The organism is Pseudomonas sp. NFX71 (assembly GCF_048079215.1).
GTDB classification, from domain to species: domain Bacteria; phylum Pseudomonadota; class Gammaproteobacteria; order Pseudomonadales; family Pseudomonadaceae; genus Aquipseudomonas; species Aquipseudomonas fluorescens_B.
The window spans coordinates 3,100,476-3,126,373 of sequence record NZ_CP182230.1; the positions used below are offsets into that span (position 1 = coordinate 3,100,476).

Consider the following 25,898-nt stretch of genomic DNA (forward strand, 5'->3'; position numbering starts at 1 on the left):
GGGCTGCCATGTTACGTACAATCAACTTCATGGGCGTTCGCAACGTTGCGTTCGGCGTCACATTGTTCCTCACGGCATTGGCATTGTTCAGCGTCGCCACCAAGGGCATGAACTGGGGCCTGGACTTCACCGGCGGTACGCTCATCGAGCTGACCTACGAGCGTCCGGCCGATGTCACCAAGGTGCGTGAGCAACTGGTTACTTCGGGTTATCACGAGGCGATCGTGCAGAGCTTCGGTGCAACGACCGATTTGCTGGTGCGCATGCCGGGTGAAGACCCGCAGCTGGGCCATCAAGTGGCTGAAGCGCTGCTGAAAGTCGGCGGCGACAACCCGGCGACGGTCAAGCGCGTCGAGTTCGTCGGCCCGCAGGTCGGTGAAGAGCTGCGCGACCAGGGCGGCCTCGGCATGCTGATGGCGCTGGGCGGCATCCTGATCTACCTGGCTTTCCGCTTTCAGTGGAAGTTTGCGGTCGGTGCCATCGTTTCGCTGATCCACGACGTGATCGTGACCATCGGTATCCTGTCGTTCTTCCAGATCACCTTTGACCTGACGGTATTGGCGGCGGTGCTGGCGATCATCGGTTACTCGCTCAACGACACCATCGTGGTATTCGACCGGGTTCGTGAGAACTTCCGGGTGCTGCGCAAGGCCAGCCTGATCGAGAACATCAACATCTCGACCACGCAAACCCTGCTGCGGACCATGGCGACGTCGATCTCCACCTTGCTGGCGATCGCGGCCCTGCTGTTCTTCGGCGGCGACAACCTGTTCGGCTTCTCCATCGCCCTGTTTATCGGTGTTCTGGCGGGTACTTACTCGTCGATCTACATCGCCAACGTGGTGCTGATCTGGCTGAACCTGAGCACCGAAGACCTGATTGCTCCAGTGGCCACTGACAAGGAAATCGACGACCGTCCATAACGGCCATCGTTTTCCGGCTGTCAGCCCGAAAAAGGCGCGAGTTGAACTCGCGCCTTTTTTTGTGCTCCAAGGCTGGGAGAAGCGCGGACATGTTCCGCGGGTGATGGTCAGGAGGTTCATGTGAACAAGTCGTTGCTGGTTGGTGCGGTATTGGGTGCTGTCGGTGTGACTGCCGGGGGTGCTGTTGCCACCTACAGCCTGGTTAAAAGCGGCCCTGAGTATGCGCAAGTTCTAGCCGTTGAACCGGTCAAGACACAAATCAAGACGCCACGTGAAGTGTGCAAGGACGTCACGGTAACCCGGCAAGCGCCGGTGAAAGATCAACACCAGATCGCGGGTACGGTGGTAGGTGCACTGGCTGGTGGTCTGTTGGGTAACCAGATCGGCGGCGGCACCGGCAAGAAAATTGCCACGGTTGCGGGCGCGGTCGGTGGTGGTTACGCCGGCAACAAGGTTCAGGAAGGTATGCAGGAGCGTGACACCTACACCACGACTCAAACTCGCTGTAACACTGTGAATGACATCAGCGACAAGGTTGTGGGTTATGACGTTCGTTATTCGCTGGATGGCAAGGAAGGTAAGGTGCGGATGGACCGTGATCCGGGCAACCAGATTCCGGTCGATAAGGAAGGCAAGTTGATCCTGTCGCAGAATCAGCAGGGTCAATAAATCGCTCGGATTCAAAAAGAAGCACCCTTCGGGGTGCTTTTTTTGTGTGCGCCCAGCATGGGCGCAATCTTGTGGGTGAAAGTCCCGCCGTAAGCTGACCACAGCGAACGAAGTGAAGCGCAACTGCATGAGGGCGACCGAGTGTGGGGAGGAAGCGTGAATCGAAACCGCGAGCCGATGTACAAGAACCGGATACAAGGCGAAGCCGACCAGGGCGAGCGGGCATAAAACCGCGAAGCTCTTGTGGTCAAGGGTCAGGCAGCGTAAATCCGGCGGTTGTGCGGTGAAGGATTGCGTTCTTACCTGGGGAGATCTCGCCTTGTGCCTGAAAGGGCGACGGCGCGAGTCGGAGCGAGAAGTCAGCAGAGGCCGTAGTAGTCTTTTTTTTGACGAAGGGCCGAACGAGAGAAAGCGTCATAGGCCATGTTGATGCGAAAGACCGGAAGTCAGATGCCTGCCAAACGCGGGGCGGACGGAGATAACGAGCGGTGAAACCGTGAGAAATCCTGTCAGCGACGAGGTCAATCGCCCGCAAAATGAACCCGATAACGCAGGACAAGGGCTGCTGGAACGGGCCTTTGCGAGAGAAAACCTGAAACGGGCGTGGAAACGGGTCAAGGCCAACAAAGGTGCAGCGGGAGTCGACGGTCTGGATATTGATCAGACGGCCGAGTACCTGCTGACCCAATGGGCGGGGATTCGTGAACAGCTTCTTTCAGGAGTCTACCGGCCCAGTCCGGTACGGCGTGTGGTCATTCCCAAACCTGACGGCGGTCAACGCGAGTTGGGTATCCCAACGGTCACCGACCGTTTGATCCAACAAGCGTTGCTGCAAGCCTTGCAGCCATTACTCGATCCGACCTTCAGTGAACACAGCTACGGCTTCCGTCCGGGACGCTGTGCGCAGGACGCCGTTTTAGCGGCTCAGCGCTATGCCTCTTCAGGACGTAAAGTGGTGGTGGATGTTGATCTGGAGAAGTTCTTCGACCGGGTCGATCACGACATCTTGATGGATCGTTTGCGCAAACGGATTACGGATCAGGCGGTTATCCGGCTGATTCGCGCCTATCTGGATGCGGGAACGCTGATCAATGGCGTGGTCGAGAAAAGCCGCTGCGGGGCGCCGCAAGGCGGCCCACTGTCGCCGTTGTTGGCGAACGTGCTGCTGGACGAAGTGGATCGGGAGCTTGAACGCCGAGGCCATTGTTTCGTGCGCTATGCCGACGATGCGAACGTGTATGTGCGCAGTCAGAAGGCGGGGCAGCGGGTAATGGCCCTGCTGAGGCGGCTGTACGAAAAGCTGCACTTGAGCGTCAACGAGAGCAAGAGTGCAGTGACGAGCGCGTTTGGTCGCAAGTTTCTGGGCTATGAGTTGTGGTCAGCCCGAAGTGAAGTCAAGCGCGCGGTCTCTTATAAGGCGCAGAAACAGTTCAAGCAGCGTATCCGCTGGCTTACCCGGCGCTCCTGCGGGCGTAGCTTGCAACAGGTCGCAGATAATCTCCGGCCTTATCTTTTGGGCTGGAAAGCCTACTTCACGTTGTCGCAAACACCGGCAGTCTGGCGCAAGCTGGACGAATGGATACGACATCGACTGAGAGCGATCCAGCTCAGGCAGTGGAAGCGTGGCCCTACGATCTATCGAGAGCTGCGGACACTGGGGGCGAGCCAGCAGGTGGCGCAGAGGGTGGCCAGTAACTCTCATCGCTGGTGGCGTAATAGCCGTTTTGAGTTGAATCGTGTGCTGAATATTGCGTGGTTCGACAGGCTGGGATTGGCGCGCCTCTCATAACCTCAATCTCTCGAACCGCCCGGTGCGGACCCGCATGCCGGGTGGTGTGGCAGGGGAGCGGCCTATGAAGCCGTCCCCTATGCCGATGCCCGGAATTCATGCATCACCACAAATCCCCTGTGTGCGAGCCTGCTCGCGATAGTGGTGTGTCAGCCTCCATCAATGTTGAATGTGGCTCAGCCATCGCGAGCAGGCTCCCACATTTGGTTTGTGGTGTTCTTGAGGTTGGATTCCAGGCATAAAAAAAAGCACCCCGAAGGGTGCTTTTTCTGTCGCGAGAAGCTTAGCGCTTCAGCGAGGCTGGCAGGTGCGGCTGGATCGCCGTCAGCACTGCCTTGAAGCACTTGGTGTTACCGGCAACGATGTGGCCTTTCTCAAGGAAATCGTGACCGCCGGTGAAGTCGCTCACCAAACCGCCGGCTTCCTGGATCAGCAGGGCGCCTGCAGCCATGTCCCACTCGGACAGGCCCGACTCCCAGAATGCATCGAAACGGCCCGCTGCCACGTAAGCCAGGTCCAGGCTCGCCGCGCCGGCACGGCGGATGCCGGCGGTCTGGCCAACCAGGGCGCGGAACATGCCCAGGTAGTTGTCGAGGTTGTCCATCTGGTCGTCACGGAACGGGAAGCCGGTACCCAGCAGGGCGCCGTCGAGGCTGGTGCGACCGCTGACGCGCAGGCGACGACCGTTCAGTTGAGCGCCGCGACCACGGCTGGCGGTGAATTCTTCCTGGCGAACCGGGTCCAGGACAACAGCGTGTTCCAGGCGACCGCGGTATTTGCAGGCGATGCTGACAGCGAAGTGAGGAATGCCGCGCAGGAAGTTGGTGGTGCCGTCCAGCGGATCGATGATCCACAGGTATTCTTCGCCTTCGATCCCGGTGCCGGCGTGCATGCCGGTTTCTTCACCCATGATCGAGTGGTTCGGGTAAGCCTTGCGCAGCGCGTCGATGATTTTCTGTTCAGCGGCGCGGTCCACCTCGGATACATAATCCTTGGCGTCTTTTTCGTCGACCTTGATGGTATCCAGGCGCTCGATGGAGCGGAAGATCAATTCACTGGCGCTGCGGGCGGCGCGCAGCGCGATATTCAGCATGGGCTGCATGGATGTGTCACCTAAGGTTGTTAAAGAAAGCCGGGCATTCTATCAGAACTTTTCTACAGGTGAAGGTCGGTGTTCGCTTTCGTAGCTTAACGGTAGTCGGCGCTGTAAGATTCGGCTCCCCTTTATTGTGTTCGAGAACGCCTCCCGTGCTGCAAAACATTCGTGTCGTCCTGGTCAATACCAGCCACCCCGGCAATATCGGAGGGGCTGCGCGCGCCATGAAGAACATGGGCCTGTCGCGGCTGGTGCTGGTCGAACCACGGCTGTTCCCGCACCACGAGGCGGATGCCCGTGCCTCCGGCGCCGGGGACATCCTTGAAAACGCGCAAGTCGTCGCCACCTTGGAAGATGCGTTGGTTGGCTGCAATCTGGTGCTCGGTACCAGCGCTCGTGACCGACGCATTCCCTGGCCGCTGCTCGATCCACGCGAATGCGGGACGAAAGTGGTCGAGGAGGCGGGGCAGGGCGCCGAAATCGCTTTGGTCTTTGGTCGTGAAGATTCCGGCCTGACCAATGAAGAGCTGCAGCGATGTCATTATCACGTGCACATCCCATCAGACCCTGAGTTCAGCTCGCTGAACCTTGGGGCAGCGGTGCAGGTGTTGAGTTATGAAGTGCGCATGTCCTGGCTCGCGGCCCAAGGCCAGCCGAGCAAGGTCGAGAAGGAAGAAGTGGCCTCCGTCAAAAGCGCTGAGCTGGCGACCATGGATGAGCTGGAGCGATTCTATGAACACCTGGAGCAAACCCTGGTGGCCATCGAATTCCTCGATCCGGAAAAGCCACGGCACTTGATGGCGCGCCTGCGTCGGTTGTACGGACGAAGCTCGGTCAGCCGGGCGGAAATGAATATATTGCGTGGCATCCTCACGGAAACCCAGAAAGCGGCCCGTGGCGAGCTTCTAAAGCGGAAGGATTAATGATGTTCGAGCGTTTGCGTGAAGATATCCAGAGTGTTTTCCATCGTGACCCGGCGGCGCGTAACGCTTTTGAAGTCCTGACTTGCTACCCGGGCATGCACGCCATCTGGATCCATCGTTTGTCCTCGATGTTGTGGCGGGCGGACCTGAAATGGCTGGCGCGGCTGGTGTCGAACTTCGGTCGCTGGTTGACTGGGATCGAGATTCATCCGGGGGCCAAGGTGGGTCGCCGTTTCTTTATTGACCACGGCATGGGCATTGTCATCGGTGAGACCGCCGAGATCGGCAATGACGTCACCCTTTATCAGGGTGTGACGCTCGGTGGCACCAGCTGGAATAAAGGCAAGCGTCACCCGACGCTGGAAGATGGCGTTGTGGTGGGGGCGGGTGCCAAGGTGCTCGGCCCGTTCACCGTCGGCGCGGGAGCCAAGGTCGGTTCCAACGCCGTGGTGACCAAGGCTGTGCCGGCCGGTGCGACAGTGGTCGGCATTCCGGGGCGGATCATCGTCAAGTCCGATGAAGAGCAGGACGCCAAGCGCAAGGCCATGGCCGAGAAGATCGGCTTTGACGCTTACGGTGTCGGCGAAGACATGCCGGACCCGGTGGCTCGCGCCATCAATCAGTTGCTCGATCACTTGCAGGCGGTTGATGGGCGTCTGGAGGGGATGTGCGGGGCGCTGAAGGACCTGGGCAGTAATTATTGTGCGAAAGATCTGCCTGAGCTGCGCGAAGAAGACTTTGCGTGTGTGAAGGACAAGGATCAGAGCCAGGCCAGCTGATTCTCCGTAGGAGCTGCGAAGGCTGCGATCTGTTGATCTTGAAAAACAAAAGATCGCAGCCCCGGGCAGCTCCTACAGGGGGTCGTATTCAGAAAGGTGCAGTACGCCGGCCGGTGTGCCATTAAGCCGCGGACCCTGCTATGATGCTGCCGCTCTTTTGCGGGTAAACCTGACTAAAGTACTAGGTCTTATAGTTGACTTAAATACTCGGGAATTGCATACTCGCCCCATTCCGAACTCCGTGGTAATTGTCCATGCGACTGACTACAAAAGGCCGATACGCCGTGACCGCCATGCTCGATCTGGCGTTGCACGCGCAGCACGGGCCGGTGTCCCTGGCCGATATCTCCGAGCGCCAAGGCATCTCCCTGTCCTACCTCGAACAGCTGTTCGCCAAATTGCGCCGCAGCAATCTGGTGTCCAGCGTCCGCGGTCCCGGCGGCGGCTATCAGCTGTCCCGCGACATGCAGGGCATCCAGGTCGCCCAGGTGATCGATGCGGTAAACGAATCGGTCGATGCGACCAAGTGCCAGGGCCAGGGCGATTGCCATCAAGGCGACACCTGCCTGACTCACCACTTGTGGTGCGACCTGAGCCTGCAGATTCACGAGTTTCTGAGCGGTATCAGCTTGGCTGATCTTGTCACTCGCCGTGAGGTACAAGAAGTAGCCCAGCGTCAGGACCAGCGCCGTTGCAACAGCAAGGCGCCACGCCTGGACAAGATTGAAGCGTCCGCCGTCGAATGACAGCCAAAGAGCTAGCGGCACGCCAGCCAGCCTGATTTAGGAGATAGTCCATGAAATTGCCGATTTACCTTGATTACTCTGCGACCACCCCGGTTGATCCGCGTGTTGCGCAAAAAATGAGTGAATGCCTGCTGGTCGACGGAAACTTCGGTAACCCGGCGTCCCGTTCCCACGTGTTCGGCTGGAAAGCTGAAGAGTCCGTCGAAAACGCCCGTCGTCAGGTCGCAGACCTGGTCAACGCCGACCCGCGCGAAATCGTCTGGACCTCCGGCGCCACCGAGTCCGACAACCTGGCAATCAAGGGTGCGGCGCATTTCTATGCGACCAAAGGCAAACACCTGATCACCACCAAGATTGAGCACAAGGCTGTCCTCGACACCATGCGCCAACTGGAGCGTGAAGGCTTCGAAGTGACCTACCTCGAGCCGCAGACCGATGGCCTGATTACGCCAGCGATGATCGAAGCAGCGCTGCGTGACGACACCATCCTGGTTTCGGTCATGCACGTGAACAACGAAATCGGCACCATCAACGACATCGCAGCCATCGGCGAACTGACCCGCTCCAAGGGCATCCTGTTCCACGTCGATGCCGCTCAGTCCACTGGCAAGGTCGAGATCGACCTGCAGAAACTGAAAGTCGACATGATGTCGTTCTCCGCCCACAAGACCTACGGCCCTAAAGGCATCGGCGCGCTGTACGTCAGCCGCAAGCCGCGTGTGCGCATCGAAGCGACCATGCACGGCGGCGGTCACGAGCGCGGCATGCGTTCCGGCACCCTGGCGACCCACCAGATCGTCGGCATGGGCGAAGCCTTCCGCGTAGCCAAGGAAGACATGGCTGCCGAGAACGTACGCATCAAAGCCCTGAGCGACCGTTTCTTCAAGCAGGTCGAAGACCTGGAAGAGCTGTACGTCAACGGCAGCATGACCGCCCGCGTTCCGCACAACCTGAACCTGAGCTTCAACTACGTTGAAGGCGAGTCGCTGATCATGGCGCTCAAGGATCTGGCGGTTTCGTCCGGTTCGGCCTGCACCTCGGCTTCGCTGGAGCCTTCGTACGTACTGCGCGCCCTGGGCCGCAACGACGAACTGGCACACAGCTCGATCCGCTTCACCTTCGGTCGTTTCACTACCGAAGAAGAAATCGACTACGCCGCGCAGAAAGTCTGCGAGGCCGTTACCAAGCTGCGCGCTCTGTCGCCGCTGTGGGACATGTACAAAGACGGTGTCGACATTTCGAAAATCGAGTGGGCGGCACACTGATTTCAAGTCGCCGCAAACCGGCCCTGTCGAACCCAGGTTCCCAGGGCTTCAAGAGCGACTCTCTGATGAGTGAGGATTAAGAATCATGGCTTACAGCGAAAAGGTCATCGACCACTACGAAAACCCGCGTAACGTCGGCAAGATGGACGCCGAAGACCCGGATGTCGGCACCGGCATGGTCGGCGCCCCGGCGTGCGGCGACGTGATGCGCCTGCAGATCAAGGTCAACGAGCAAGGCATCATCGAAGACGCCAAGTTCAAGACCTACGGTTGCGGTTCGGCTATCGCCTCCAGCTCCCTGGCGACCGAGTGGATGAAAGGCAAGACTCTGGATGAAGCAGAGACCATCAAGAACACTCAACTGGCCGAAGAACTGGCCCTGCCGCCAGTGAAAATTCACTGCTCCGTACTTGCTGAAGACGCTATCAAAGCGGCCGTTCGCGACTACAAGCAGAAGAAAGGCTTGATCTGATTTTTGGCGACGAGTAAGGAGTCACCGATGGCTATCAGCATGACAGAAGCGGCTGCTCAACACGTGCGACGCTCCCTCAATGGGCGCGGCAAAGGTGAAGGGATTCGTCTGGGTGTTCGCACCACGGGCTGTTCCGGCCTTGCCTACGTGCTGGAGTTTGTCGACGAGGTGGTTGCAGAGGATCAGGTGTTCGAAAGTCACGGCGAAAAAGTGATCATCGACCCGAAAAGCCTGGCCTACCTGGACGGCACCGAGCTCGATTTCGTCAAGGAAGGGTTGAACGAAGGCTTCAAGTTCAACAACCCCAACGTACGCGGTGAATGTGGCTGCGGCGAAAGCTTCAATATCTGAGGCTTCTTGTGGGTACTCCTTGTCATTTCGCTTTATTCGAGCTGCAACCGAGTTTCAATCTGGACCTCGAGCAGCTGGCTACGCGCTACCGTGAGTTGGCGCGCAGTGTTCATCCGGACCGTTTTGCGGACGCTTCCGAGCGCGAGCAACGGCTGGCGCTAGAGCAATCCGCGAGCCTCAACGAGGCCTACCAGACGCTCAAAAGCCCCCCGAAGCGCGCGCGATACCTGCTCGCCCTGAATGGTGGCGAGCTGCCGCTGGAGGTCACGGTGCATGATCCGGCGTTTCTCCTGCAGCAGATGGAGCTGCGTGAAGAGCTCGAAGACCTGCAAGACAGTGCCGACATGGCCGGTATTGCAGCGTTCAAGCGTCGCCTGAAAACCGCTCAGGAAGAACTGAACCAAAGCTTCGCAGCCTGTTGGAATGACGCAGCGCAACGTGAGCAGGCCGAACGCCTGATGCGGCGCATGCAGTTCCTCGACAAGCTCACCTACGAAGTGCGCCAGTTAGAAGAGCGCCTCGACGATTAACCCAGTGCCGCTCCGGTCGCACGCCTGATATACAGATAAGTCCTGATCACGATGGCCCTACTGCAGATCGCCGAACCCGGCCAAAGTCCTCAACCGCACCAGCGTCGTCTGGCTGTGGGGATCGACTTGGGCACTACCAATTCGCTGGTCGCTGCATTGCGCAGTGGTCTTTCCGAGCCCCTGGCCGACGCTGACGGGCAAGTCATCCTGCCGTCTGCCGTGCGCTATCACGCCGATCGCGTCGAAGTGGGCGAGTCCGCCAAGCTGGCTGCCGCTACCGATCCGTTGAACACCGTGCTGTCGGTCAAGCGCTTGATGGGTCGTGGTCTGTCCGACGTCAAGCAATTGGGCGATCAACTGCCGTACCGCTTTGTCGGCGGCGAATCGCACATGCCGTTCATCGACACCATCCAGGGCCCGAAAAGCCCGGTCGAAGTCTCCGCCGATATCCTCAAGGTGCTGCGTCAGCGCGCTGAAGCGACCTTGGGTGGCGAGCTGGTCGGTGCGGTGATCACCGTCCCGGCCTATTTCGACGATGCTCAGCGTCAAGCCACCAAGGATGCGGCCAAACTGGCCGGCCTGAACGTGCTGCGTTTGCTCAATGAGCCGACCGCTGCGGCGGTGGCCTACGGTCTGGATCAGCATGCTGAAGGCCTGGTCGCGATTTATGACCTGGGCGGCGGTACTTTCGATATTTCGATTCTGCGCCTGACCGGCGGTGTGTTCGAAGTGCTGGCCACCGGCGGCGACAGTGCCCTGGGCGGCGATGACTTTGACCACGCGATCGCTGGCTGGATCATCGAGAGCGCCGGTTTGTCCGCCGACCTCGACCCGGGTGCACAGCGCAACCTGCTGCAAACCGCTTGCGCGGCCAAAGAAGCGCTGACCAATGCTGCTGCCGTAGAAGTCGCTTATGGCGACTGGAAAGCCGAACTGACCCGCGAAGCCTTCAATGCGCTGATCGAGCCGATGGTCGCTCGCAGCCTGAAAGCCTGCCGCCGTGCAGTGCGAGATTCCGGCATCGAGCTGGAAGAAGTGCACGCTGTGGTCATGGTCGGCGGTTCGACCCGCGTACCTCGCGTTCGCGAGGCGGTCGCTGAAGCCTTTGGTCGCCAGCCGCTGACTGAAATCGATCCGGATCAAGTGGTGGCCATCGGTGCCGCGATCCAGGCCGATACGCTGGCCGGTAACAAACGCGATGGTGGCGAACTGTTGTTGCTTGACGTGATTCCGTTGTCCCTGGGGCTGGAAACCATGGGCGGCCTGATGGAGAAGGTGATTCCGCGCAACACCACCATCCCCGTCGCTCGTGCCCAGGACTTCACCACGTACAAAGATGGCCAGTCGGCCATGGCGATTCACGTATTGCAGGGCGAGCGCGAGCTGATCAGCGATTGCCGCTCCCTGGCGCGCTTCGAATTGCGCGGTATTCCGGCGATGGTGGCCGGTGCGGCGAAGATTCGCGTGACCTTCCAGGTCGATGCCGACGGTCTGCTCAGCGTTTCGGCCCGTGAATTGGGTTCGGGCGTTGAAGCCAGCATTCAGGTCAAGCCATCCTACGGCCTGACCGACGGCGAAATCGCCAAGATGCTCAAGGATTCGTTCCAGCACGCCAATGACGACAAGGTCGCTCGCGTATTGCGGGAGCAGCAGGTTGATGCCCAGCGCCTGATCGAAGCGGTGCAAGCCGCCCTCGAGGCTGACGGCGAGCGTTTGCTCGACGCCGAAGAGCGCATGGTCATCGAACTGCAGATGCAGGAACTGACCGAACTGATGAAAGGTACCGATGGTTACGCCATCGAGCAGCAGACCAAGCGTCTGTCGCAAGTGACCGATGCCTTTGCTGCCCGCCGCCTGGACTCGACGGTGAAAGCCGCGCTGGCGGGGCGCAACCTGAATGAAATCGAGGATAACTGATGCCGCAGGTCATTTTTCTGCCCCACGAGAAGTTCTGCCCGGAAGGCATGGTTGTCGAGGCTGAGCCCGGCATCTCCATTCTCGAGCTGGCCCATGAACACCACATCGAGATGGAAAGTGCCTGCGGCGGCGTCTGCGCCTGCACCACTTGTCACTGCATCATCCGCGAAGGTTTTGACTCGCTGGAAGAGGCTGATGAGCTGGAGGAAGACTTTCTTGATCGGGCCTGGGGTCTGGAAGCGCAATCGCGTCTAGGCTGTCAGGCGATCGTCGGGACTGAAGACCTGACTGTCGAAATTCCGAAATACTCGCTCAACCATGCCGCCGAAGCGCCGCACTGATTCAAGGAACTGTCATGAGTCTGAAATGGGTTGATGTGCTGGAAATCGCGATCCAGCTGGCTGAATCCAAGCCGGAAGTGGACCCGCGTTACGTGAACTTCGTCGATCTGCACAAATGGGTGCTGGCATTGCCGGAGTTCAGTGATGATCCGACACGCGGTGGCGAGAAGGTGCTTGAAGCCATTCAGGCCGCCTGGATCGAAGAAGCAGACTGAGTCTGCACCGTACGCAGTTAGGCAATACCCAAGAACCCGCGTATAATTCGCGGGTTTAATTTTTCACAAATTACCGTTTCTGGAGTTACACCATGGCTGTTCAACGTACTTTCTCCATCATCAAGCCTGACGCTGTTGCAAAAAACGTCATCGGCGAGATCACCACTCGTTTCGAAAAAGCAGGCCTGCGCGTTGTAGCTTCGAAACTGAAGCAACTGTCCAAAGCCGAAGCTGAAGGCTTCTACGCTGAGCACAGCGCTCGCGGTTTCTTCGGCGACCTGGTTGCTTTCATGATCTCCGGCCCGGTTGTCGTTCAGGTTCTGGAAGGCGAAAACGCTATCGCTCTGAACCGTGAGCTGATGGGCGCTACCAACCCTAAAGAAGCTGCTGCCGGCACCATCCGTGCTGACTTCGCTGATTCCATCGATGCCAACGCTGTACACGGCTCGGACTCCGAAGCCGCTGCTGCTCGCGAAATCTCGTACTTCTTCGCAGCTACTGAAGTAACCACTCGCTAAGCATTGGCTTAAGAGTGAAGGTGAATCCATGACTACATCGACTGTAAAAACCAACCTGCTGGGTCTGACTCAACAGGAAATGGAAAAATTCTTCGACTCGATCGGGGAGAAGCGTTTCCGTGCCGGTCAGGTAATGAAATGGATTCACCACCTTGGCGTCGATGATTTCGACGCCATGACGAACGTCAGCAAGGCCTTGCGCGACAAGCTCAAGGCTATTGCCGAAGTTCGCGGTCCTGAAGTCGTCAGCGAGGACATTTCCACCGACGGCACCCGTAAGTGGGTGGTGCGCGTGGCGTCCGGCAGCTGCGTCGAGACCGTTTACATTCCCCAGGGCAAACGCGGCACGTTGTGCGTTTCGTCCCAGGCAGGCTGTGCCCTGGATTGCAGCTTCTGCTCCACCGGCAAGCAAGGTTTCAACAGCAACCTCACCGCCGCCGAAGTCATCGGCCAGGTGTGGATTGCCAATAAATCGTTTGGCAGCATCCCGGCGACCGCCGACCGTGCCATCACCAACGTGGTGATGATGGGCATGGGCGAGCCGCTGCTGAACTTCGACAACGTCGTTGCGGCCATGCATCTGATGATGGACGATCTGGGCTACGGCATTTCCAAGCGCCGCGTGACCCTGTCGACCTCCGGCGTGGTGCCGATGATCGATGAGCTGTCCAAGCACATCGACGTCTCCCTGGCGTTGTCCCTGCACGCACCGAACGACGCATTGCGTAACCAATTGGTGCCGATCAACAAGAAATATCCGCTTAAGATGCTCCTCGAGTCGTGCCAGCGCTACATGTCGTCCCTGGGCGAAAAACGCGTGCTGACCATCGAGTACACCTTGCTCAAGGACATCAATGACAAGGTCGAGCACGCGGTCGAGATGATCGAGCTGCTCAAGAACATCCCGTGCAAGATCAACCTGATTCCGTTCAACCCGTTCCCGCATTCCGGTTACGAGCGCCCGAGCAACAACGCGATTCGCCGGTTCCAGGATCAGCTTCACCATGCAGGTTTCAACGTCACCGTACGCACCACTCGCGGTGAAGACATCGATGCCGCGTGTGGCCAATTGGTAGGGCAGGTGCTGGATCGCACCCGTCGCAGCGAACGTTATATTGCCGTGCGCGAGTTGAGCGCCGACAGCGATATGGCGCAAAACGCCGCGAAATAACTCAAGAGAGGATCTCTATGTCCCTGCGCTTCGCGCTGCTTGTGCTGTTGGCCAGTCTTTGTACTGGCTGCGTCCTGTCGGGCGATTTCAACCCGATGAAGACCAGCAAGGGCCGCGACGAAGCGCGTGTCGCCTATGTGCAACTGGGCCTGGGCTACTTGCAGCAGGGCATGACCGAACGCGCCAAGGTCCCACTGAAAAAGGCCTTGGAGCTGGACAGCTCGGACCCTGACGCCAACGCCGCTTTGGGTCTGGTGTTTCAGGCCGAGATGGAGCCGGAGCTGGCGGACGAGCATTTTCGCAAGGCGCTGTCCTCCCGTTCTGGCGATGCACGCATCCTGAATAATTACGGCAGTTTTCTTTTCGAGCAGAAACGTTACAAAGAGGCTTACGAGCGCTTCGAACAGGCCGCCGCCGATACCCTGTATCCTGAGCGTTCAAGGGTGTTCGAGAACCTGGGCATGACCGCTTCCAAGCTTGGCCAGCGTGATCTGGCCCGGCAGCAACTGGAAAAAGCCCTGCGTTTGAACCGCCAACAGCCACGTGCATTGCTGGAAATGGCTGAGTTGTCTTACGAAGACAGGCATTATGTGCCCGCGCGTGACTATTACGACCGTTTTAGCCTGCTCACCGAGCAAAATGCACGTAGTCTATTGCTCGGCGTTCGGCTGGCAAAAGTGTTCGAAGATCGCGACAAGGCCGCCAGTTTTGGCCTGCAACTAAAACGACTCTATCCCGGTACGCCGGAATATCAGCAATACCTGTCGGAGCAATGATGAAAGCGGCGCATCCCGAAGTTGTAGCAGCGAATCGCGTTAACCCCGGTGAGACTTTGCGCCAGGCCCGCGAAAGCAATGGCTGGTCGCTGGCCGAAGTGGCCCTCAAGCTCAACCTCACCGTCAATTCCCTGAGCAATCTTGAAGCCGGCGCTTTCGACAAGCTGCCTGGGCATACCTTTGCCCGCGGTTATATTCGCGCCTATGCCAAATTGCTGGGCATGGACCAGACCGTTCTGGTTCAGCAGTTCGACCAATCCACCGGCACCGACTCCCAGGGCAGCAACGTCCATAGCCTGGGTCGCATCGAAGAACCTGTCCGCGTTTCCCACACCATTTTGCGAATCGTCAGCCTGTTGCTGCTGATTGCGGTGATCGGTGGTGGTTTTGTCTGGTGGCAGGATCAGACCTCCTTGCGCAGCAAAGAGCAGGTCAGCCTGAGCCCGGAACACGTTGAAGTCGAAGGCGCCGACGGCACCACCCAGATCCATCCGCTGGACGAGCCGGAAGACCAGGCTGTCGTGGAAGGTCAGGCGCAAGGCACGACGTCGCTGGCATTGCCGCAAGTCGAGAATTCCACTGAAGCAGCAGCCGAACCTGAAGCCACTGCGCCAGCAACTGCTCCAACCGCACCGGTTGCCCCGGCACCTGCTGCACCGGCGCACAGCACCGCGCCGGTTGTCTCGACGCCGGTAGCGCCAGCTCCGACGGCACCTGTGGTATCGACCCCGCCTGCGAGCGCTTCGGTCACGCCGACCATTCCCGCTCCTGCGGCGGCTGCTCCAGCTGCCGGCCAGGGTCAGGTTCAACTGCAATTCACTGCCGATTGCTGGACCCAGGTTACCGACGGCACTGGCAAAGTGCTGCTCAGTGGTCTCAAGCGTAAAGGCGAAAACGTTACCGTCAGCGGCAAGCCGCCGTTTGCCGTGCGCCTGGGCTTCGCCCGTGGCGCGCAGGTCAGCTACAACGGGCAGGTGGTCGATGTCGCTCCGTTCACCAGTGGCGAGACTGCTCGCCTGAAGTTGGGTCAATAAGTCATGCACGGCGAATCTCCAATCAAGCGTCGCGAATCCCGGAAAATCTGGGTCGGTAACGTGCCTGTTGGCGGCGATGCGCCCATCGCTGTGCAGAGCATGACCAACAGCGACACCAATGACGTCGTCGCCACCGTGGCCCAGATCAATCGTCTGGAAGCCGCTGGTGTCGATATCGTGCGGGTTTCCGTGCCGGACATGGACGCCGCCGAAGCCTTCGGCAAGATCAAGCAACTGGTCAAAGTGCCGCTGGTGGCCGACATTCACTTCGACTACAAGATCGCGCTGCGCGTCGCCGAACTGGGCGTTGACTGCTTGCGGATCAACCCGGGCAACATCGGTCGTGAAGACCGCGTGCGTGCGGTGGTCGATGCCGCCCGTGACCGCGGGATTCCGATCCGCATCGGCGTCAACGCCGGTTCCCTGGAAAAAGACCTGCAAAAGAAATACGGCGAGCCGACCCCGGCCGCGCTGGTCGAGTCCGCCCTGCGTCACGTCGAACACCTCGAACGCCTGAACTTCCAGGACTTCAAGGTCAGCGTGAAAGCGTCCGACGTGTTCATGGCCGTCGCCGCCTACCGCTTGCTGGCCAAGGAAATCGTCCAGCCGCTGCACCTGGGCATCACCGAAGCCGGTGGTTTGCGTTCCGGCACGGTGAAATCTGCCGTGGGCCTCGGTATGCTGCTCGCCGAAGGGATTGGCGATACTATCCGCATCTCGTTGGCGGCCGACCCGGTCGAGGAAGTGAAAGTCGGCTACGACATTCTCAAATCCCTGCACCTGCGTTCCCGTGGCATCAACTTCATCGCCTGCCCGAGCTGCTCGCGGCAGAACTTCGATGTGGTCAAAACCATGAACGAGCTGGAAGGGCGCCTCGAAGACTTGCTGGTGCCGCTGGATGTCGCGGTCATCGGATGCGTGGTCAACGGGCCGGGCGAAGCCAAGGAAGCCCATATCGGCTTGACCGGCGGCACGCCAAACCTGATTTACATCGACGGCAAGCCGTCGCAGAAACTGACGAATGACAATCTGGTGGATGAGCTCGAACGCTTGATCCGCCAGAAAGCGGCCGAAAAGGTCGAAGCCGACGCTGCCGTTATTGCGCGTGGCTGAGCCTGACTAAAGAGCCGGACAAATTTAAGGATTGATAGTGAGCAAGTCTCTGCAAGCCATACGTGGCATGAACGACATCCTGCCCGAACAGACTCCCCTGTGGCGTCATTTCGAGGGCACCGTTTCGCGTCTGCTGGATAACTACGGTTACAAGCAGATCCGCATGCCGATCGTCGAGTTCACCGAGCTGTTCAAGCGCTCGATCGGCGAAGTGACGGACATCGTCGAAAAAGAGATGTACACCTTCGAAGACCGCAACGGCGATTCGCTGACCCTGCGTCCCGAAGGCACGGCGGCCTGCGTGCGTGCGGTGCTCGAGCACGGCATCACCGGCGGTGGCCAGGTGCAGAAACTCTGGTACATCGGCCCGATGTTCCGCCACGAACGTCCGCAGAAAGGCCGTTATCGCCAGTTCCACCAGATCGGTGTCGAGGTGTTCAACCTCGACGGTCCGGACATCGACGCCGAGCTGATCGTGCTGACCTGGCGCCTGTGGGGCGAGCTGGGTATCCGTGATGCAGTCAAGCTCGAGCTCAACAGCCTGGGCACCAGCGAATCCCGCGGTCGTTATCGCGAAGCGCTGGTCGAGTTCCTGTCCGCTCACCTGGACAAGCTCGACGAAGACAGTCAGCGCCGTCTAAAGACCAACCCGCTGCGGGTTCTGGACACCAAGAACGCCGACACTCAAGCGATCCTGGTCGACGCGCCAAAAATGGCCGACTACCTCGATGACGAATCCCGCGTGCACTTCGAGGGGCTCAAGGCTCGCCTGGACGCCGCCGGCATTCCTTATGTGATCAACCCGAAGCTGGTTCGCGGGCTGGATTACTACAGCAAGACCGTTTTCGAATGGGTCACCGACAAGTTGGGCGCTCAAGGCACCGTGTGTGCCGGCGGTCGTTACGACGGTCTGGTGGAGCAGATGGGCGGCAAGCCGACCCCGGGCGTCGGTTTCGCCATGGGCATCGAGCGCCTCGTGCTGCTGCTGGAAACCCTGGAGCAGATCCCGGAAGAGATCTCCCGTCAGGTCGACGTCTATCTTTGCGCATTCGGCGAGGCTGCCGAGTTGGCTGCGCTGACGTTGAGCGAAAAGGTTCGCGATCAATTGCCCAACCTGCGCCTGCAGATCAATGCCGGCGCCGGCAGCTTCAAAAGCCAGTTCAAGAAGGCCGACAAGAGCGGTGCGCTGTACGCGCTGATCCTCGGTGACGACGAAATGGCCCAGCAAGTGGTAGGTTTCAAACCCCTGCGTGGCCAGGGCGAACAACAAAGCATTGCCTGGGATGCGCTTGCTGCACACCTGGCCACCTGCGTCGTGCAGGGTTGAAGCTGTCAAACAGCCGATTTAGCGATTAAGGAGTATTGGGGTGTCGAGTACCGAAGACGAACAGCTGGCGGATTTTAAGGACTGGTGGTCACGCAACGGCAAGCCCCTGGTCACTGGCGGCCTGTTGGCGCTGGTCATCGTGTTCGGCTGGCAGGCCTATCACAAGTATCAGAGCAATCAGTCGCAAAGCGCCTCGATTCTCTATCAGCAATTGCTCGAAACCACGCTGACGCCTGACGGCAAGCCTGACGCCGCCCGTGTTTCGGACCTGGCCGGCAAGCTTAACAGCGAGTTCGGCGGCACCGCCTACGCGCAGTACGGCAGCCTGTTCGTGGCGAAAGTCGCGGTCGACAGCGGCAAGCTGGACGACGCTGCCACCGAGCTGAAAGCCATCGTTGCCAAACCGGCCAACCCGGCACTGGGTGAAATCGCCCGTCAGCGCCTGGCGCAGGTACTGGCCGCGCAGAACAAGGCCGATGAAGCCCTGAAACTGCTCGAAGGCGATGCCGATAAAGCATTCCTCGCCACTCGCGAAGAACTCAAGGGCGACCTGCTGGTGCAGTTGGGTCGTACCGATGAAGCGAACGCTGCGTATCAAAAAGCCAAGGCGGCACTGTCGGATGAAGCGGCAGTCGGTGGCCTACAAATCAAGCTGGACGATCTGGCCAAAGGGGATGCGTGACGTGATCCGTTGGAAACATGCAGCATTGCTGGCTCTGGCCGTATTGGCCGCGGGTTGCAGCAGCAACAGCAAAAAAGAATTGCCGCCTGCCGAGCTGGTCGACTTCAAAGAAGAAGTGGTCCTGCAAAAGCAGTGGAGTCGTTCGATCGGTGACGGTCAGGGCGAAACCTACAACATGCTGGTTCCGGCGATCGATGGCGATACCATCTATGCCGCCGACGTCACCGGCGTGGTGATGGCGATGGATCGCAGCAATGGCGACGTCAAATGGAAGAAAGACCTCGAACTGCCTGTTTCCGGCGCCGTTGGCGTGGGTTACGGCTTGCTCGTGATCGGTACGACCAAGGGCGAAATCGTTGCCATGGACGCTACCAACGGTGAAGAGAAATGGCGCGCTCGCGTGTCCAGCGAAGTCCTCGCACCGCCGGCCAACAACGGTGACGTGGTGGTGGTCCAGACTCAGGACGACCGTCTGATCGGTCTGGATGCCGCTACCGGCAACCAGCGCTGGTTGTATGACAGCACGCCTGCCGTCCTGACCCTGCGTGGCACCAGTGCGCCGATCGTCACCAACCGCCTCGCGGTGGCTGGTTTGTCGACCGGTAAAGTGGTCGCGCTCGATATCTCCAACGGCGTGCCGGTGTGGGAACAGCGGGTAGCGATTCCACAAGGTCGTTCGGAGCTGGAGCGTGTTGTCGATATCGACGGTGGCTTGCTGCTGTCCGGCGGTACGCTGTATGTCGCCAGTTATCAGGGTCGCGTTGCGGCACTGGACCTGGAAAGCGGGCGTCAACTCTGGCAGCGTGATGCTTCCAGCTACGCCGGCGTGGCCCAGGGTTTCGGCACTGTTTATGTGAGCCTGTCTTCGGGCACCGTTGAAGGCGTCGACGAGCGTTCCACCACGGCTTTGTGGAGCAACGATTCGCTGGCTCGCCGTCAACTGTCGGCTCCGGAAGTGTTCTCCAGCTATGTTGCGGTCGGTGACATGGAAGGCTACGTGCACCTGCTGAGCCAGGTGGACGGTCGCTTTGTCGGCCGCGAGCGCATCGACAGCGACGGCCTGCGTGCCCGTCCGCTGGTGGTGGGTGACACGATTTATCTGTATGGCAACAGCGGCAAACTGGAAGCCCTGACCATCAAGTAAGGACTATGCTTGGGGTTTAACCCCCAAGCGGCCCCGTTCTGCGGGGCTCGCAGCGTTTTCAAACGCTGCCCCGAGCACCAGCCGCTGCCTCGCAGCGGCTTTTGTATTTTCTGAAATAACGAAGTGGAGAGCCGCATGGTTCCCGTAATCGCCCTGGTGGGCCGACCGAACGTCGGCAAGTCCACCTTGTTCAACCGCCTGACCAGGACTCGCGACGCCATCGTCGGCGACTTGTCCGGTCTGACCCGTGATCGCCAATACGGTGAGGCCAAGTGGCAAGGGCGTTCCTACATTCTGGTCGACACCGGCGGTATCTCCGGTGACGAGCACGGTATGGACGAAAAAATGGCCGAGCAGTCGCTGCTGGCCATTGAAGAAGCCGATGTCGTTCTGTTCCTGGTAGATGCCAAGGCCGGTTTCACCGCCGCCGACCAGATGATCGCCGAGCATTTGCGCAAACGTAACAAGCGTTCCTACGTGGTTGCCAACAAGGTCGACAATATCGACCCTGAAATGGCCCGCGCCGAATTCGCTCCGTTGGGCATGGGCCACGCGATCCCGATCGCCGGTGCTCATGGTCGTGGCATCACCCAGATGCTGGAAATCGCCCTGAGCGATTTCCCGAAAGACGAAGAAGAACCGGAAGACGGCGAAGAAGAGATCGTTGCCGAAGGCGAGGAAGCCAAGCGCATTCCTGGCCCGAGCGAAAAAGACGGGATCAAGATCGCCATCATCGGCCGCCCGAACGTCGGCAAGTCGACCCTGGTCAACCGCATGCTCGGTGAAGACCGGGTGATCGTGTATGACCAGCCCGGCACCACCCGCGACAGTATCTACATCCCGTTCGAACGTAACGACGAGAAGTACACGCTGATCGACACCGCCGGTGTGCGCAAGCGCGGCAAGATCCACGAAGAAGTCGAAAAATTCTCCGTGGTCAAAACCCTGCAGGCGATCAAAGACGCCAACGTCGTGATCTTCGTGATGGACGCCCGCGAAGGCGTGGTGGACCACGACCTGAACCTGCTGGGCTTTGCCATCGAATCGGGTCGTGCGCTGGTGATCGCGATCAACAAGTGGGACGGCATGACGCCGAGCGAGCGTGACTTCGTGAAGGTCGAGCTGCAACGTCGACTGTTCTTCGTTGACTACGCCGACATCCACTTCATCTCGGCCCTGCACGGCACTGGCGTGGGCAACCTCTACGCTTCCGTACAGAACTCGTTCAAGTCCGCGGTCACCCGCTGGCCGACCAACCGCCTGACCCAGATCCTGGAAGATGCGGTCGGTGAGCACGCGCCACCGATGGTCAACAACCGCCGGATCAAGCTGCGTTACGCCCACTTGGGTGGCGCGAACCCGCCGATCATCGTGATTCACGGTAACCAGATCGAGAAGGTGCCGAAGTCTTACGTTCGTTATCTGGAAAACACTTACCGTCGTGTTTTGAAGCTGGTCGGTACGCCGATCCGCATCGAGTTCAAGGGCGGCGAGAACCCGTACGAAGGCAACAAGAACTCGCTGACAGACCGCCAGGTCAACAAGAAGCGTCGCTTGATGTCGCACCACAAGAAGGCCGACAAGAAGCGCCGCGACAAGCGTTGATTTGCAGCCTTGCACTATCTTGTGTGTAGGGCTGTTGTGGCGAGGGGATTTATCCCCGTTCGGCTACGAAGTAGTCGTTAACCCAGCGCCGCGGTTTATCTGACAAACCGCAGTGAATGGTTTTGGGGCGGCTACGCCACCTAACGGGGATAAATCCCCTCGCCACAGGTAATGCGGTGATGTTGAGAAAGAAGGGTGCCGGTTGGCGCCCTTTTTTTATGGGCGCCGTTTGGGCTATCCTCGGGCTCTCCCGCGCCGCCGTTAGAGCCGGGTGTAGAGCAGGGAATCACCGATGATCACCAGTAAGCTGCCGAATGTCGGCATCACTATCTTCACGCAGATGTCTCAGCTCGCGGCGCAAACCGGGGCGATCAACCTGTCCCAGGGTTTTCCCGATTTCGATGCACCCAAGGGCCTGTGCGATGCGGTCGGTCGGCATGTTGCCAATGGCCATAACCAGTATTCGCCGATGACCGGCCTGCCGGCGCTGCGTCAGCAAGTGACAGCGAAAATCGCTCGCAGCTATGGCGTCAATGTCGATGCCGACAACGAAGTGACCATCACGCCCGGCGCCACCCAGGCGATCTTCTGCGCGATTCAGGCGGTGATCCACAGCGGCGACGAAGTGATCGTGTTCGATCCGTGCTACGACAGTTACGAGCCGTCGGTGGAGCTGGCCGGTGGTCGTTGCGTGCATGTGCAGCTCGGGCTGAATGATTTCTCCATCGACTTCCAGAAACTGGCCGAGGCCATTACGCCGCGCACGCGGATGATTGTGCTGAACGCTCCGCACAACCCGAGTGGCGCACTGATCAGCCGTGCCGAACTGGATCAGTTGGCGGATCTGATTCGTGATCGCGACATCTACCTCGTCAGCGACGAAGTTTATGAACACCTGGTGTTCGACGGTGTACCTCACGTCAGCGTGCTGAACCACGAAGAGCTGTATCAGCGAGCCTTTGTGGTCAGCTCGTTCGGCAAGACCTATCACGTCACCGGCTGGAAAACCGGCTACGTGGTTGCACCGCCGGCCCTCACAGCGGAACTGCGCAAGGTGCACCAGTACGTCAGTTTCTGCGGCGTGACCCCGCTGCAATTTGCCTTGGCCGATTTCATGGCCGAGCACCCGGAGCATGTCGAAGAGCTGCCGGCTTTTTATCAGGCCAAGCGCGACCTGTTCTGCGACTTGCTGACGCCATCGCGCTTCAGTTTTACCCGCGTGACCGGCACCTATTTCCAGTTGGTCGATTACTCGCAGATCCGCCCGGACCTCAACGACGTCGAGATGGCGCTGTGGATGACCCGCGAACACGGTGTGGCGAGCATCCCGATCTCGGTGTTCTACCAGACGCCACCCGAAGGCCAGCGCCTGGTGCGTCTGTGCTTTGCCAAGCGTGAGGAGACCCTGCGTGAAGCAGCGGAAAAATTATGCGTGATCTGAGTGCACTGCCGAATCTGAACATTGCGCTGGTCCAGACGACCCTGGCCTGGCATGACCGCCAGGCCAACCTGGAGCATTTCGAACAACTGCTGGAACAGGCTCGCGGTGCTGACCTGATCATCCTGCCGGAGATGTTCACCACCGGTTTCTCCATGGAATCCGAGACGCTCGCCGAGCCGGAAAACGGTCCTGCGAGCAAATGGTTGCGCGCCCAGGCTGCGCAACTCGATGCGGTGATCACCGGCAGCGTCATCGTTCAGGCCGCTGATGGCAGTCATCGCAATCGCCTGTTGTGGGCACGGCCGGACGGTGAAGTCTGGCACTACGACAAGCGTCACCTGTTCCGCATGGCGGGCGAGCACAATCACTACACGCCGGGCGAGCGCCAGGTGCAGTTCGAACTCAAAGGCTGGCGTGTGCGGCCGCTGATTTGCTACGACTTGCGCTTTCCAGTGTGGAGCCGCGATGCCCAGGACACTGACCTGTTGCTGTACACCGCGAATTGGCCGGGCGCGCGGCGTCAGCACTGGAACCGTTTGTTGCCGGCACGGGCGATCGAAAACCTTTGCTATGTGGCCGCAGTGAATCGCATCGGGACTGACGGAAAAGGCTTCGCGTATACCGGTGACAGTCAGGTGCTCGATTTCCAGGGCGAGACGTTGCTCAGTGCCGGCGAAGCCGATGGCGTGTTTCAAGTGGTTCTGAATGCCGCCGACCTTCAGGCTTATCGCACGCGCTTTCCGGCGAATCTGGATGCTGACACGTTTGAGTTCACCTGATCGGATAGGTCTTGATGATTTATGAGTGCAGATTTTTCCAGCCTGGCCGATAGCAAGGTCAACCAAGGAGGAGTGACCCATGATCAACGTGAGCACCATCACTATTAACGCGTACGCTGTGTCGTCGCCGAACGTCGCGACCGGTCAACCTGACGAACGCAAGCTGGTCCCGGTTGAAGACGCGACTGGCGAGGATGGCAAGCTGCGCGTCAACAGTGCCGGAGCCAACATTGATTCGGTCGGCAGCGCCAGCGACCCGGTTACCGCGTTGAAAAAGCAGATCGAAGAAACGCAAAAATTGCTGGCCGAACAGCAAGCTCAACTGGCGAGTGCGCAGAAGAGTCAGGACAACGAGCAGGAGGCGCAGCAGGTGATGGAAATCCAGAACCAGATCGCCGTGACCAGCAGCAACTTGCAGGTGCTGCAGGCGGCGTTGTTGCAGGCGATGTTTAGCGTTGATACTCATGCCTGACATTGTTGTTGCCTGAGCGGCCCCCATCGCGGGCTTGCTCGCGAAGAGGCCATAACAGGCAACACAAAAACAGCAGGCAAACAAAAAGGCCCCGAGGTTTGCATCCCGGGGCCTTTTGCATTTCAGCGAATGCTTACGCCGCTTTCGCTTCCGGCTGGCTCAACGAGCGGTTCAGCGCGCTGAACAGGGCCTTGAAGCTGGCGGTGGTGATGTTTTCATCGATGCCGACGCCATGCACGGCACGTTCACCGTTCACGCGCAGCTCGATGTAGGCCGCTGCCTTGGCGTTGGTGCCCGCGCCGATCGCGTGTTCGTTGTAGTCCATGATTTCCACCGGAATCGGCAGGCCGGCCACCAGCGCTTCCAGCGCGCCGTTGCCCTTGCCGCGCCAGTGCAGGTTGGTTTCGCCCTGGCCTTTGCCGGAGACTTCCACTTCCACGGCGCTGTGACCGTTTTCTTCCTGCAGGCGATGGCTGACCAGCGCGTACGGGGTATTGGCCTGCAAGTACTCGCTGTGCAGCAACGCGTGGATTTGCTGGGCGGTCATTTCGAGACCCAGGCGATCGGTTTCGCGCTGCACGACCTGACTGAACTCGATCTGCATGCGACGCGGCAAGCTGATGCCGTATTCCTGTTCCAGCAGGTAAGCGATACCGCCCTTGCCCGACTGGCTGTTGACGCGGATCACGGCCTCGTAGCTGCGGCCGATGTCGGCCGGGTCGATCGGCAAGTATGGCACTTCCCACAGGGCGTCCGGTTTCTGCTGGGCGAAGCCCTTGCGGATGGCGTCCTGGTGGGAGCCGGAGAACGCGGTGTGAACCAGGTCGCCGACGTACGGGTGGCGCGGATGCACCTGGATCTGGTTGCACTCTTCGACGACTTTGCGCACGCCGTCGATGTCGGAGAAGTCCAGCTCAGGGTGAATGCCCTGGGTGTACAGGTTCAATGCCACGGTCACGAGATCGACGTTGCCGGTACGCTCGCCGTTGCCGAACAGGCAGCCTTCGACACGATCCGCGCCAGCCATCAGGCCCAGCTCGGTGGCGGCCACGCCAGTGCCACGGTCGTTGTGGGTGTGCAGGCTGATGATCACGCTGTCACGACGGTTGATATGACGGCCGAACCACTCGATCTGGTCGGCGTAGATGTTCGGGGTCGCGCATTCGACGGTGGCTGGCAGGTTGAGGATCACCTTGTGCTCAGGCGTCGGGTTCCAGACGTCGATCACCGCGTCGCAGACTTCCTTGGCGAACTCCAGTTCGGTGGCGCTGAAGGTTTCCGGCGAGTATTCGAAAGTCCACTGCGTGTCCGGCTGAAGGGCGGCGTATTTGACGAACAGCTTGGCAGCGTTGACCGCGATGGCCTTGATCCCGTCCTTGTCCTGGTTGAAGACAATGCGGCGGAAGGAAGGGGAGGTCGCGTTGTACAGGTGAACGATGGCTTTCTTCGCTCCACGGAGGGATTCGAAGGTGCGCTCGATCAGGTCTTCACGGCCCTGGGTCAGCACCTGAATGGTGGTGTCGTCCGGGATGTGGTTGCCTTCGATCAGGGTACGCACGAAGTCGAAGTCGGTTTGCGACGCCGCCGGGAAGGACGCTTCGATTTCTTTCACGCCGACCTGCACCAGGGTTTTCCAGAAACGCAGCTTCTTGACCGCGTCCATCGGCTCGATCAGCGACTGGTTGCCGTCGCGAAGGTCGGAGCTGCACCAGATCGGCGCGGCGGTGATGGTCTTCGACGGCCAGGTGCGGTCCGGAATGTCGATGGTCGGGAACGCGCGGTATTTCGAAGACGGGTCTTTGAGCATGCTCATCGGGAAA

Annotated in this window: 27 protein-coding genes; 25 read left to right on the plus strand and 2 right to left on the minus strand. The window is 59.6% G+C overall.

All coding sequences use genetic code 11. The annotated features are described in order from the left end of the window. The first annotated feature begins 8 nt into the window (after positions 1 to 8). The 3 genes from secF (at position 9) to ltrA (ending at position 3,381) form a co-directional block, all read left to right on the plus strand. Positions 9 to 923 (plus strand): protein translocase subunit SecF, encoded by a 915-nt coding sequence (secF, locus tag ACM1ZW_RS14225; RefSeq protein WP_017340322.1) that lies wholly within the window; start codon positions 9 to 11, stop codon positions 921 to 923. A 120-nt stretch (positions 924 to 1,043) separates the two neighbouring features. Next, on the plus strand, positions 1,044 to 1,592 hold the full coding sequence (locus tag ACM1ZW_RS14230; protein WP_017340321.1) for a glycine zipper 2TM domain-containing protein: 549 nt from the start codon (positions 1,044 to 1,046) through the stop codon (positions 1,590 to 1,592). A 496-nt stretch (positions 1,593 to 2,088) separates the two neighbouring features. Further along, the gene (gene ltrA, locus ACM1ZW_RS14235; protein ID WP_017341082.1) at positions 2,089 to 3,381 is read left to right on the plus strand and encodes a group II intron reverse transcriptase/maturase; all 1,293 of its coding nucleotides are present in this window, start codon (positions 2,089 to 2,091) and stop codon (positions 3,379 to 3,381) included. A 283-nt stretch (positions 3,382 to 3,664) separates the two neighbouring features. Here ltrA and suhB read toward each other — a convergent pair whose 3' ends face one another. Beyond that, a complete protein-coding gene (gene suhB / locus ACM1ZW_RS14240) occupies positions 3,665 to 4,483 on the minus strand; it encodes an inositol-phosphate phosphatase (protein ID WP_123582276.1) in 819 nt (272 codons plus the stop codon). A 146-nt stretch (positions 4,484 to 4,629) separates the two neighbouring features. Here suhB and trmJ point away from each other — a divergent pair, with 146 nt between their 5' ends. The 22 genes from trmJ to ACM1ZW_RS14350 all read left to right on the plus strand — a co-directional run bounded on the left by trmJ (position 4,630) and on the right by ACM1ZW_RS14350 (position 24,078). Next, positions 4,630 to 5,400: a tRNA (cytosine(32)/uridine(32)-2'-O)-methyltransferase TrmJ gene (trmJ, locus tag ACM1ZW_RS14245; protein ID WP_008025492.1), complete on the plus strand. Its 771-nt coding sequence runs from the start codon at positions 4,630 to 4,632 to the stop codon at positions 5,398 to 5,400. 2 nt (positions 5,401 to 5,402) lie between these two features. After that, a complete protein-coding gene (gene cysE / locus ACM1ZW_RS14250) occupies positions 5,403 to 6,179 on the plus strand; it encodes a serine O-acetyltransferase (protein WP_031319081.1) in 777 nt (258 codons plus the stop codon). A 254-nt stretch (positions 6,180 to 6,433) separates the two neighbouring features. After that, positions 6,434 to 6,925, plus strand: a complete 492-nt coding sequence (iscR, locus tag ACM1ZW_RS14255; protein WP_007903581.1) for a Fe-S cluster assembly transcriptional regulator IscR — start codon at positions 6,434 to 6,436, stop codon at positions 6,923 to 6,925. A gap of 50 nt (positions 6,926 to 6,975) precedes the next feature. Next, complete coding sequence (locus ACM1ZW_RS14260) at positions 6,976 to 8,190, plus strand: IscS subfamily cysteine desulfurase (RefSeq protein ID WP_017340318.1); 1,215 nt, start codon at positions 6,976 to 6,978, stop codon at positions 8,188 to 8,190. An 85-nt stretch (positions 8,191 to 8,275) separates the two neighbouring features. Next, positions 8,276 to 8,662: a Fe-S cluster assembly scaffold IscU gene (gene iscU / locus ACM1ZW_RS14265; RefSeq protein ID WP_003443374.1), complete on the plus strand. Its 387-nt coding sequence runs from the start codon at positions 8,276 to 8,278 to the stop codon at positions 8,660 to 8,662. A 27-nt stretch (positions 8,663 to 8,689) separates the two neighbouring features. After that, the gene (iscA, locus tag ACM1ZW_RS14270) at positions 8,690 to 9,013 is read left to right on the plus strand and encodes an iron-sulfur cluster assembly protein IscA (RefSeq protein ID WP_007903589.1); all 324 of its coding nucleotides are present in this window, start codon (positions 8,690 to 8,692) and stop codon (positions 9,011 to 9,013) included. A gap of 8 nt (positions 9,014 to 9,021) precedes the next feature. Next, on the plus strand, positions 9,022 to 9,543 hold the full coding sequence (hscB, locus tag ACM1ZW_RS14275; RefSeq protein ID WP_416740740.1) for a co-chaperone HscB: 522 nt from the start codon (positions 9,022 to 9,024) through the stop codon (positions 9,541 to 9,543). A gap of 51 nt (positions 9,544 to 9,594) precedes the next feature. Then, positions 9,595 to 11,460, plus strand: coding sequence for a Fe-S protein assembly chaperone HscA (hscA, locus tag ACM1ZW_RS14280; RefSeq protein ID WP_017340316.1), 1,866 nt, complete (start codon positions 9,595 to 9,597; stop codon positions 11,458 to 11,460). After that, entirely contained in the window at positions 11,460 to 11,801 is a 342-nt protein-coding gene (fdx, locus tag ACM1ZW_RS14285; RefSeq protein WP_008014719.1) for an ISC system 2Fe-2S type ferredoxin, read from the plus strand. Before hscA ends, fdx begins: the two co-directional genes overlap by 1 nt. A gap of 14 nt (positions 11,802 to 11,815) precedes the next feature. Continuing rightward, positions 11,816 to 12,016: a Fe-S cluster assembly protein IscX gene (gene iscX, locus ACM1ZW_RS14290; protein ID WP_017340315.1), complete on the plus strand. Its 201-nt coding sequence runs from the start codon at positions 11,816 to 11,818 to the stop codon at positions 12,014 to 12,016. A gap of 92 nt (positions 12,017 to 12,108) precedes the next feature. Continuing rightward, entirely contained in the window at positions 12,109 to 12,534 is a 426-nt protein-coding gene (gene ndk / locus ACM1ZW_RS14295; protein WP_007916882.1) for a nucleoside-diphosphate kinase, read from the plus strand. 28 nt (positions 12,535 to 12,562) lie between these two features. After that, on the plus strand, positions 12,563 to 13,705 hold the full coding sequence (gene rlmN, locus ACM1ZW_RS14300; RefSeq protein ID WP_017340314.1) for a 23S rRNA (adenine(2503)-C(2))-methyltransferase RlmN: 1,143 nt from the start codon (positions 12,563 to 12,565) through the stop codon (positions 13,703 to 13,705). A gap of 17 nt (positions 13,706 to 13,722) precedes the next feature. After that, positions 13,723 to 14,481 (plus strand): type IV pilus biogenesis/stability protein PilW, encoded by a 759-nt coding sequence (gene pilW, locus ACM1ZW_RS14305; protein ID WP_017340313.1) that lies wholly within the window; start codon positions 13,723 to 13,725, stop codon positions 14,479 to 14,481. Next, positions 14,481 to 15,515: a RodZ domain-containing protein gene (locus tag ACM1ZW_RS14310; RefSeq protein ID WP_416740741.1), complete on the plus strand. Its 1,035-nt coding sequence runs from the start codon at positions 14,481 to 14,483 to the stop codon at positions 15,513 to 15,515. The genes pilW and ACM1ZW_RS14310 overlap by 1 nt, the downstream gene beginning before the upstream one ends. A gap of 3 nt (positions 15,516 to 15,518) precedes the next feature. Beyond that, positions 15,519 to 16,628 (plus strand): flavodoxin-dependent (E)-4-hydroxy-3-methylbut-2-enyl-diphosphate synthase, encoded by a 1,110-nt coding sequence (gene ispG, locus ACM1ZW_RS14315; protein WP_416740742.1) that lies wholly within the window; start codon positions 15,519 to 15,521, stop codon positions 16,626 to 16,628. 37 nt (positions 16,629 to 16,665) lie between these two features. Beyond that, a complete protein-coding gene (hisS, locus tag ACM1ZW_RS14320) occupies positions 16,666 to 17,955 on the plus strand; it encodes a histidine--tRNA ligase (protein WP_008042422.1) in 1,290 nt (429 codons plus the stop codon). A gap of 40 nt (positions 17,956 to 17,995) precedes the next feature. Next, positions 17,996 to 18,637 (plus strand): tetratricopeptide repeat protein, encoded by a 642-nt coding sequence (locus ACM1ZW_RS14325; RefSeq protein WP_017340311.1) that lies wholly within the window; start codon positions 17,996 to 17,998, stop codon positions 18,635 to 18,637. Continuing rightward, the gene (gene bamB / locus ACM1ZW_RS14330; RefSeq protein WP_017340310.1) at positions 18,630 to 19,781 is read left to right on the plus strand and encodes an outer membrane protein assembly factor BamB; all 1,152 of its coding nucleotides are present in this window, start codon (positions 18,630 to 18,632) and stop codon (positions 19,779 to 19,781) included. The genes ACM1ZW_RS14325 and bamB overlap by 8 nt, the downstream gene beginning before the upstream one ends. A gap of 135 nt (positions 19,782 to 19,916) precedes the next feature. Continuing rightward, positions 19,917 to 21,386: a ribosome biogenesis GTPase Der gene (gene der, locus ACM1ZW_RS14335; protein ID WP_017340309.1), complete on the plus strand. Its 1,470-nt coding sequence runs from the start codon at positions 19,917 to 19,919 to the stop codon at positions 21,384 to 21,386. A 292-nt stretch (positions 21,387 to 21,678) separates the two neighbouring features. Beyond that, positions 21,679 to 22,827 carry a pyridoxal phosphate-dependent aminotransferase gene (locus tag ACM1ZW_RS14340; RefSeq protein WP_414879454.1) on the plus strand — a complete coding sequence of 383 codons (1,149 nt, stop codon included), beginning with the start codon at positions 21,679 to 21,681 and terminating at the stop codon, positions 22,825 to 22,827. Further along, positions 22,815 to 23,606 (plus strand): amidohydrolase, encoded by a 792-nt coding sequence (locus ACM1ZW_RS14345; RefSeq protein WP_416740743.1) that lies wholly within the window; start codon positions 22,815 to 22,817, stop codon positions 23,604 to 23,606. Before ACM1ZW_RS14340 ends, ACM1ZW_RS14345 begins: the two co-directional genes overlap by 13 nt. 79 nt (positions 23,607 to 23,685) lie before the next feature. Beyond that, positions 23,686 to 24,078, plus strand: coding sequence for a hypothetical protein (locus ACM1ZW_RS14350; protein WP_017340306.1), 393 nt, complete (start codon positions 23,686 to 23,688; stop codon positions 24,076 to 24,078). Between the two features lie 133 nt (positions 24,079 to 24,211). Here ACM1ZW_RS14350 and leuA read toward each other — a convergent pair whose 3' ends face one another. Further along, the gene (leuA, locus tag ACM1ZW_RS14355; RefSeq protein WP_017340305.1) at positions 24,212 to 25,891 is read right to left on the minus strand and encodes a 2-isopropylmalate synthase; all 1,680 of its coding nucleotides are present in this window, start codon (positions 25,889 to 25,891) and stop codon (positions 24,212 to 24,214) included. Positions 25,892 to 25,898: the final 7 nt, after the last annotated feature.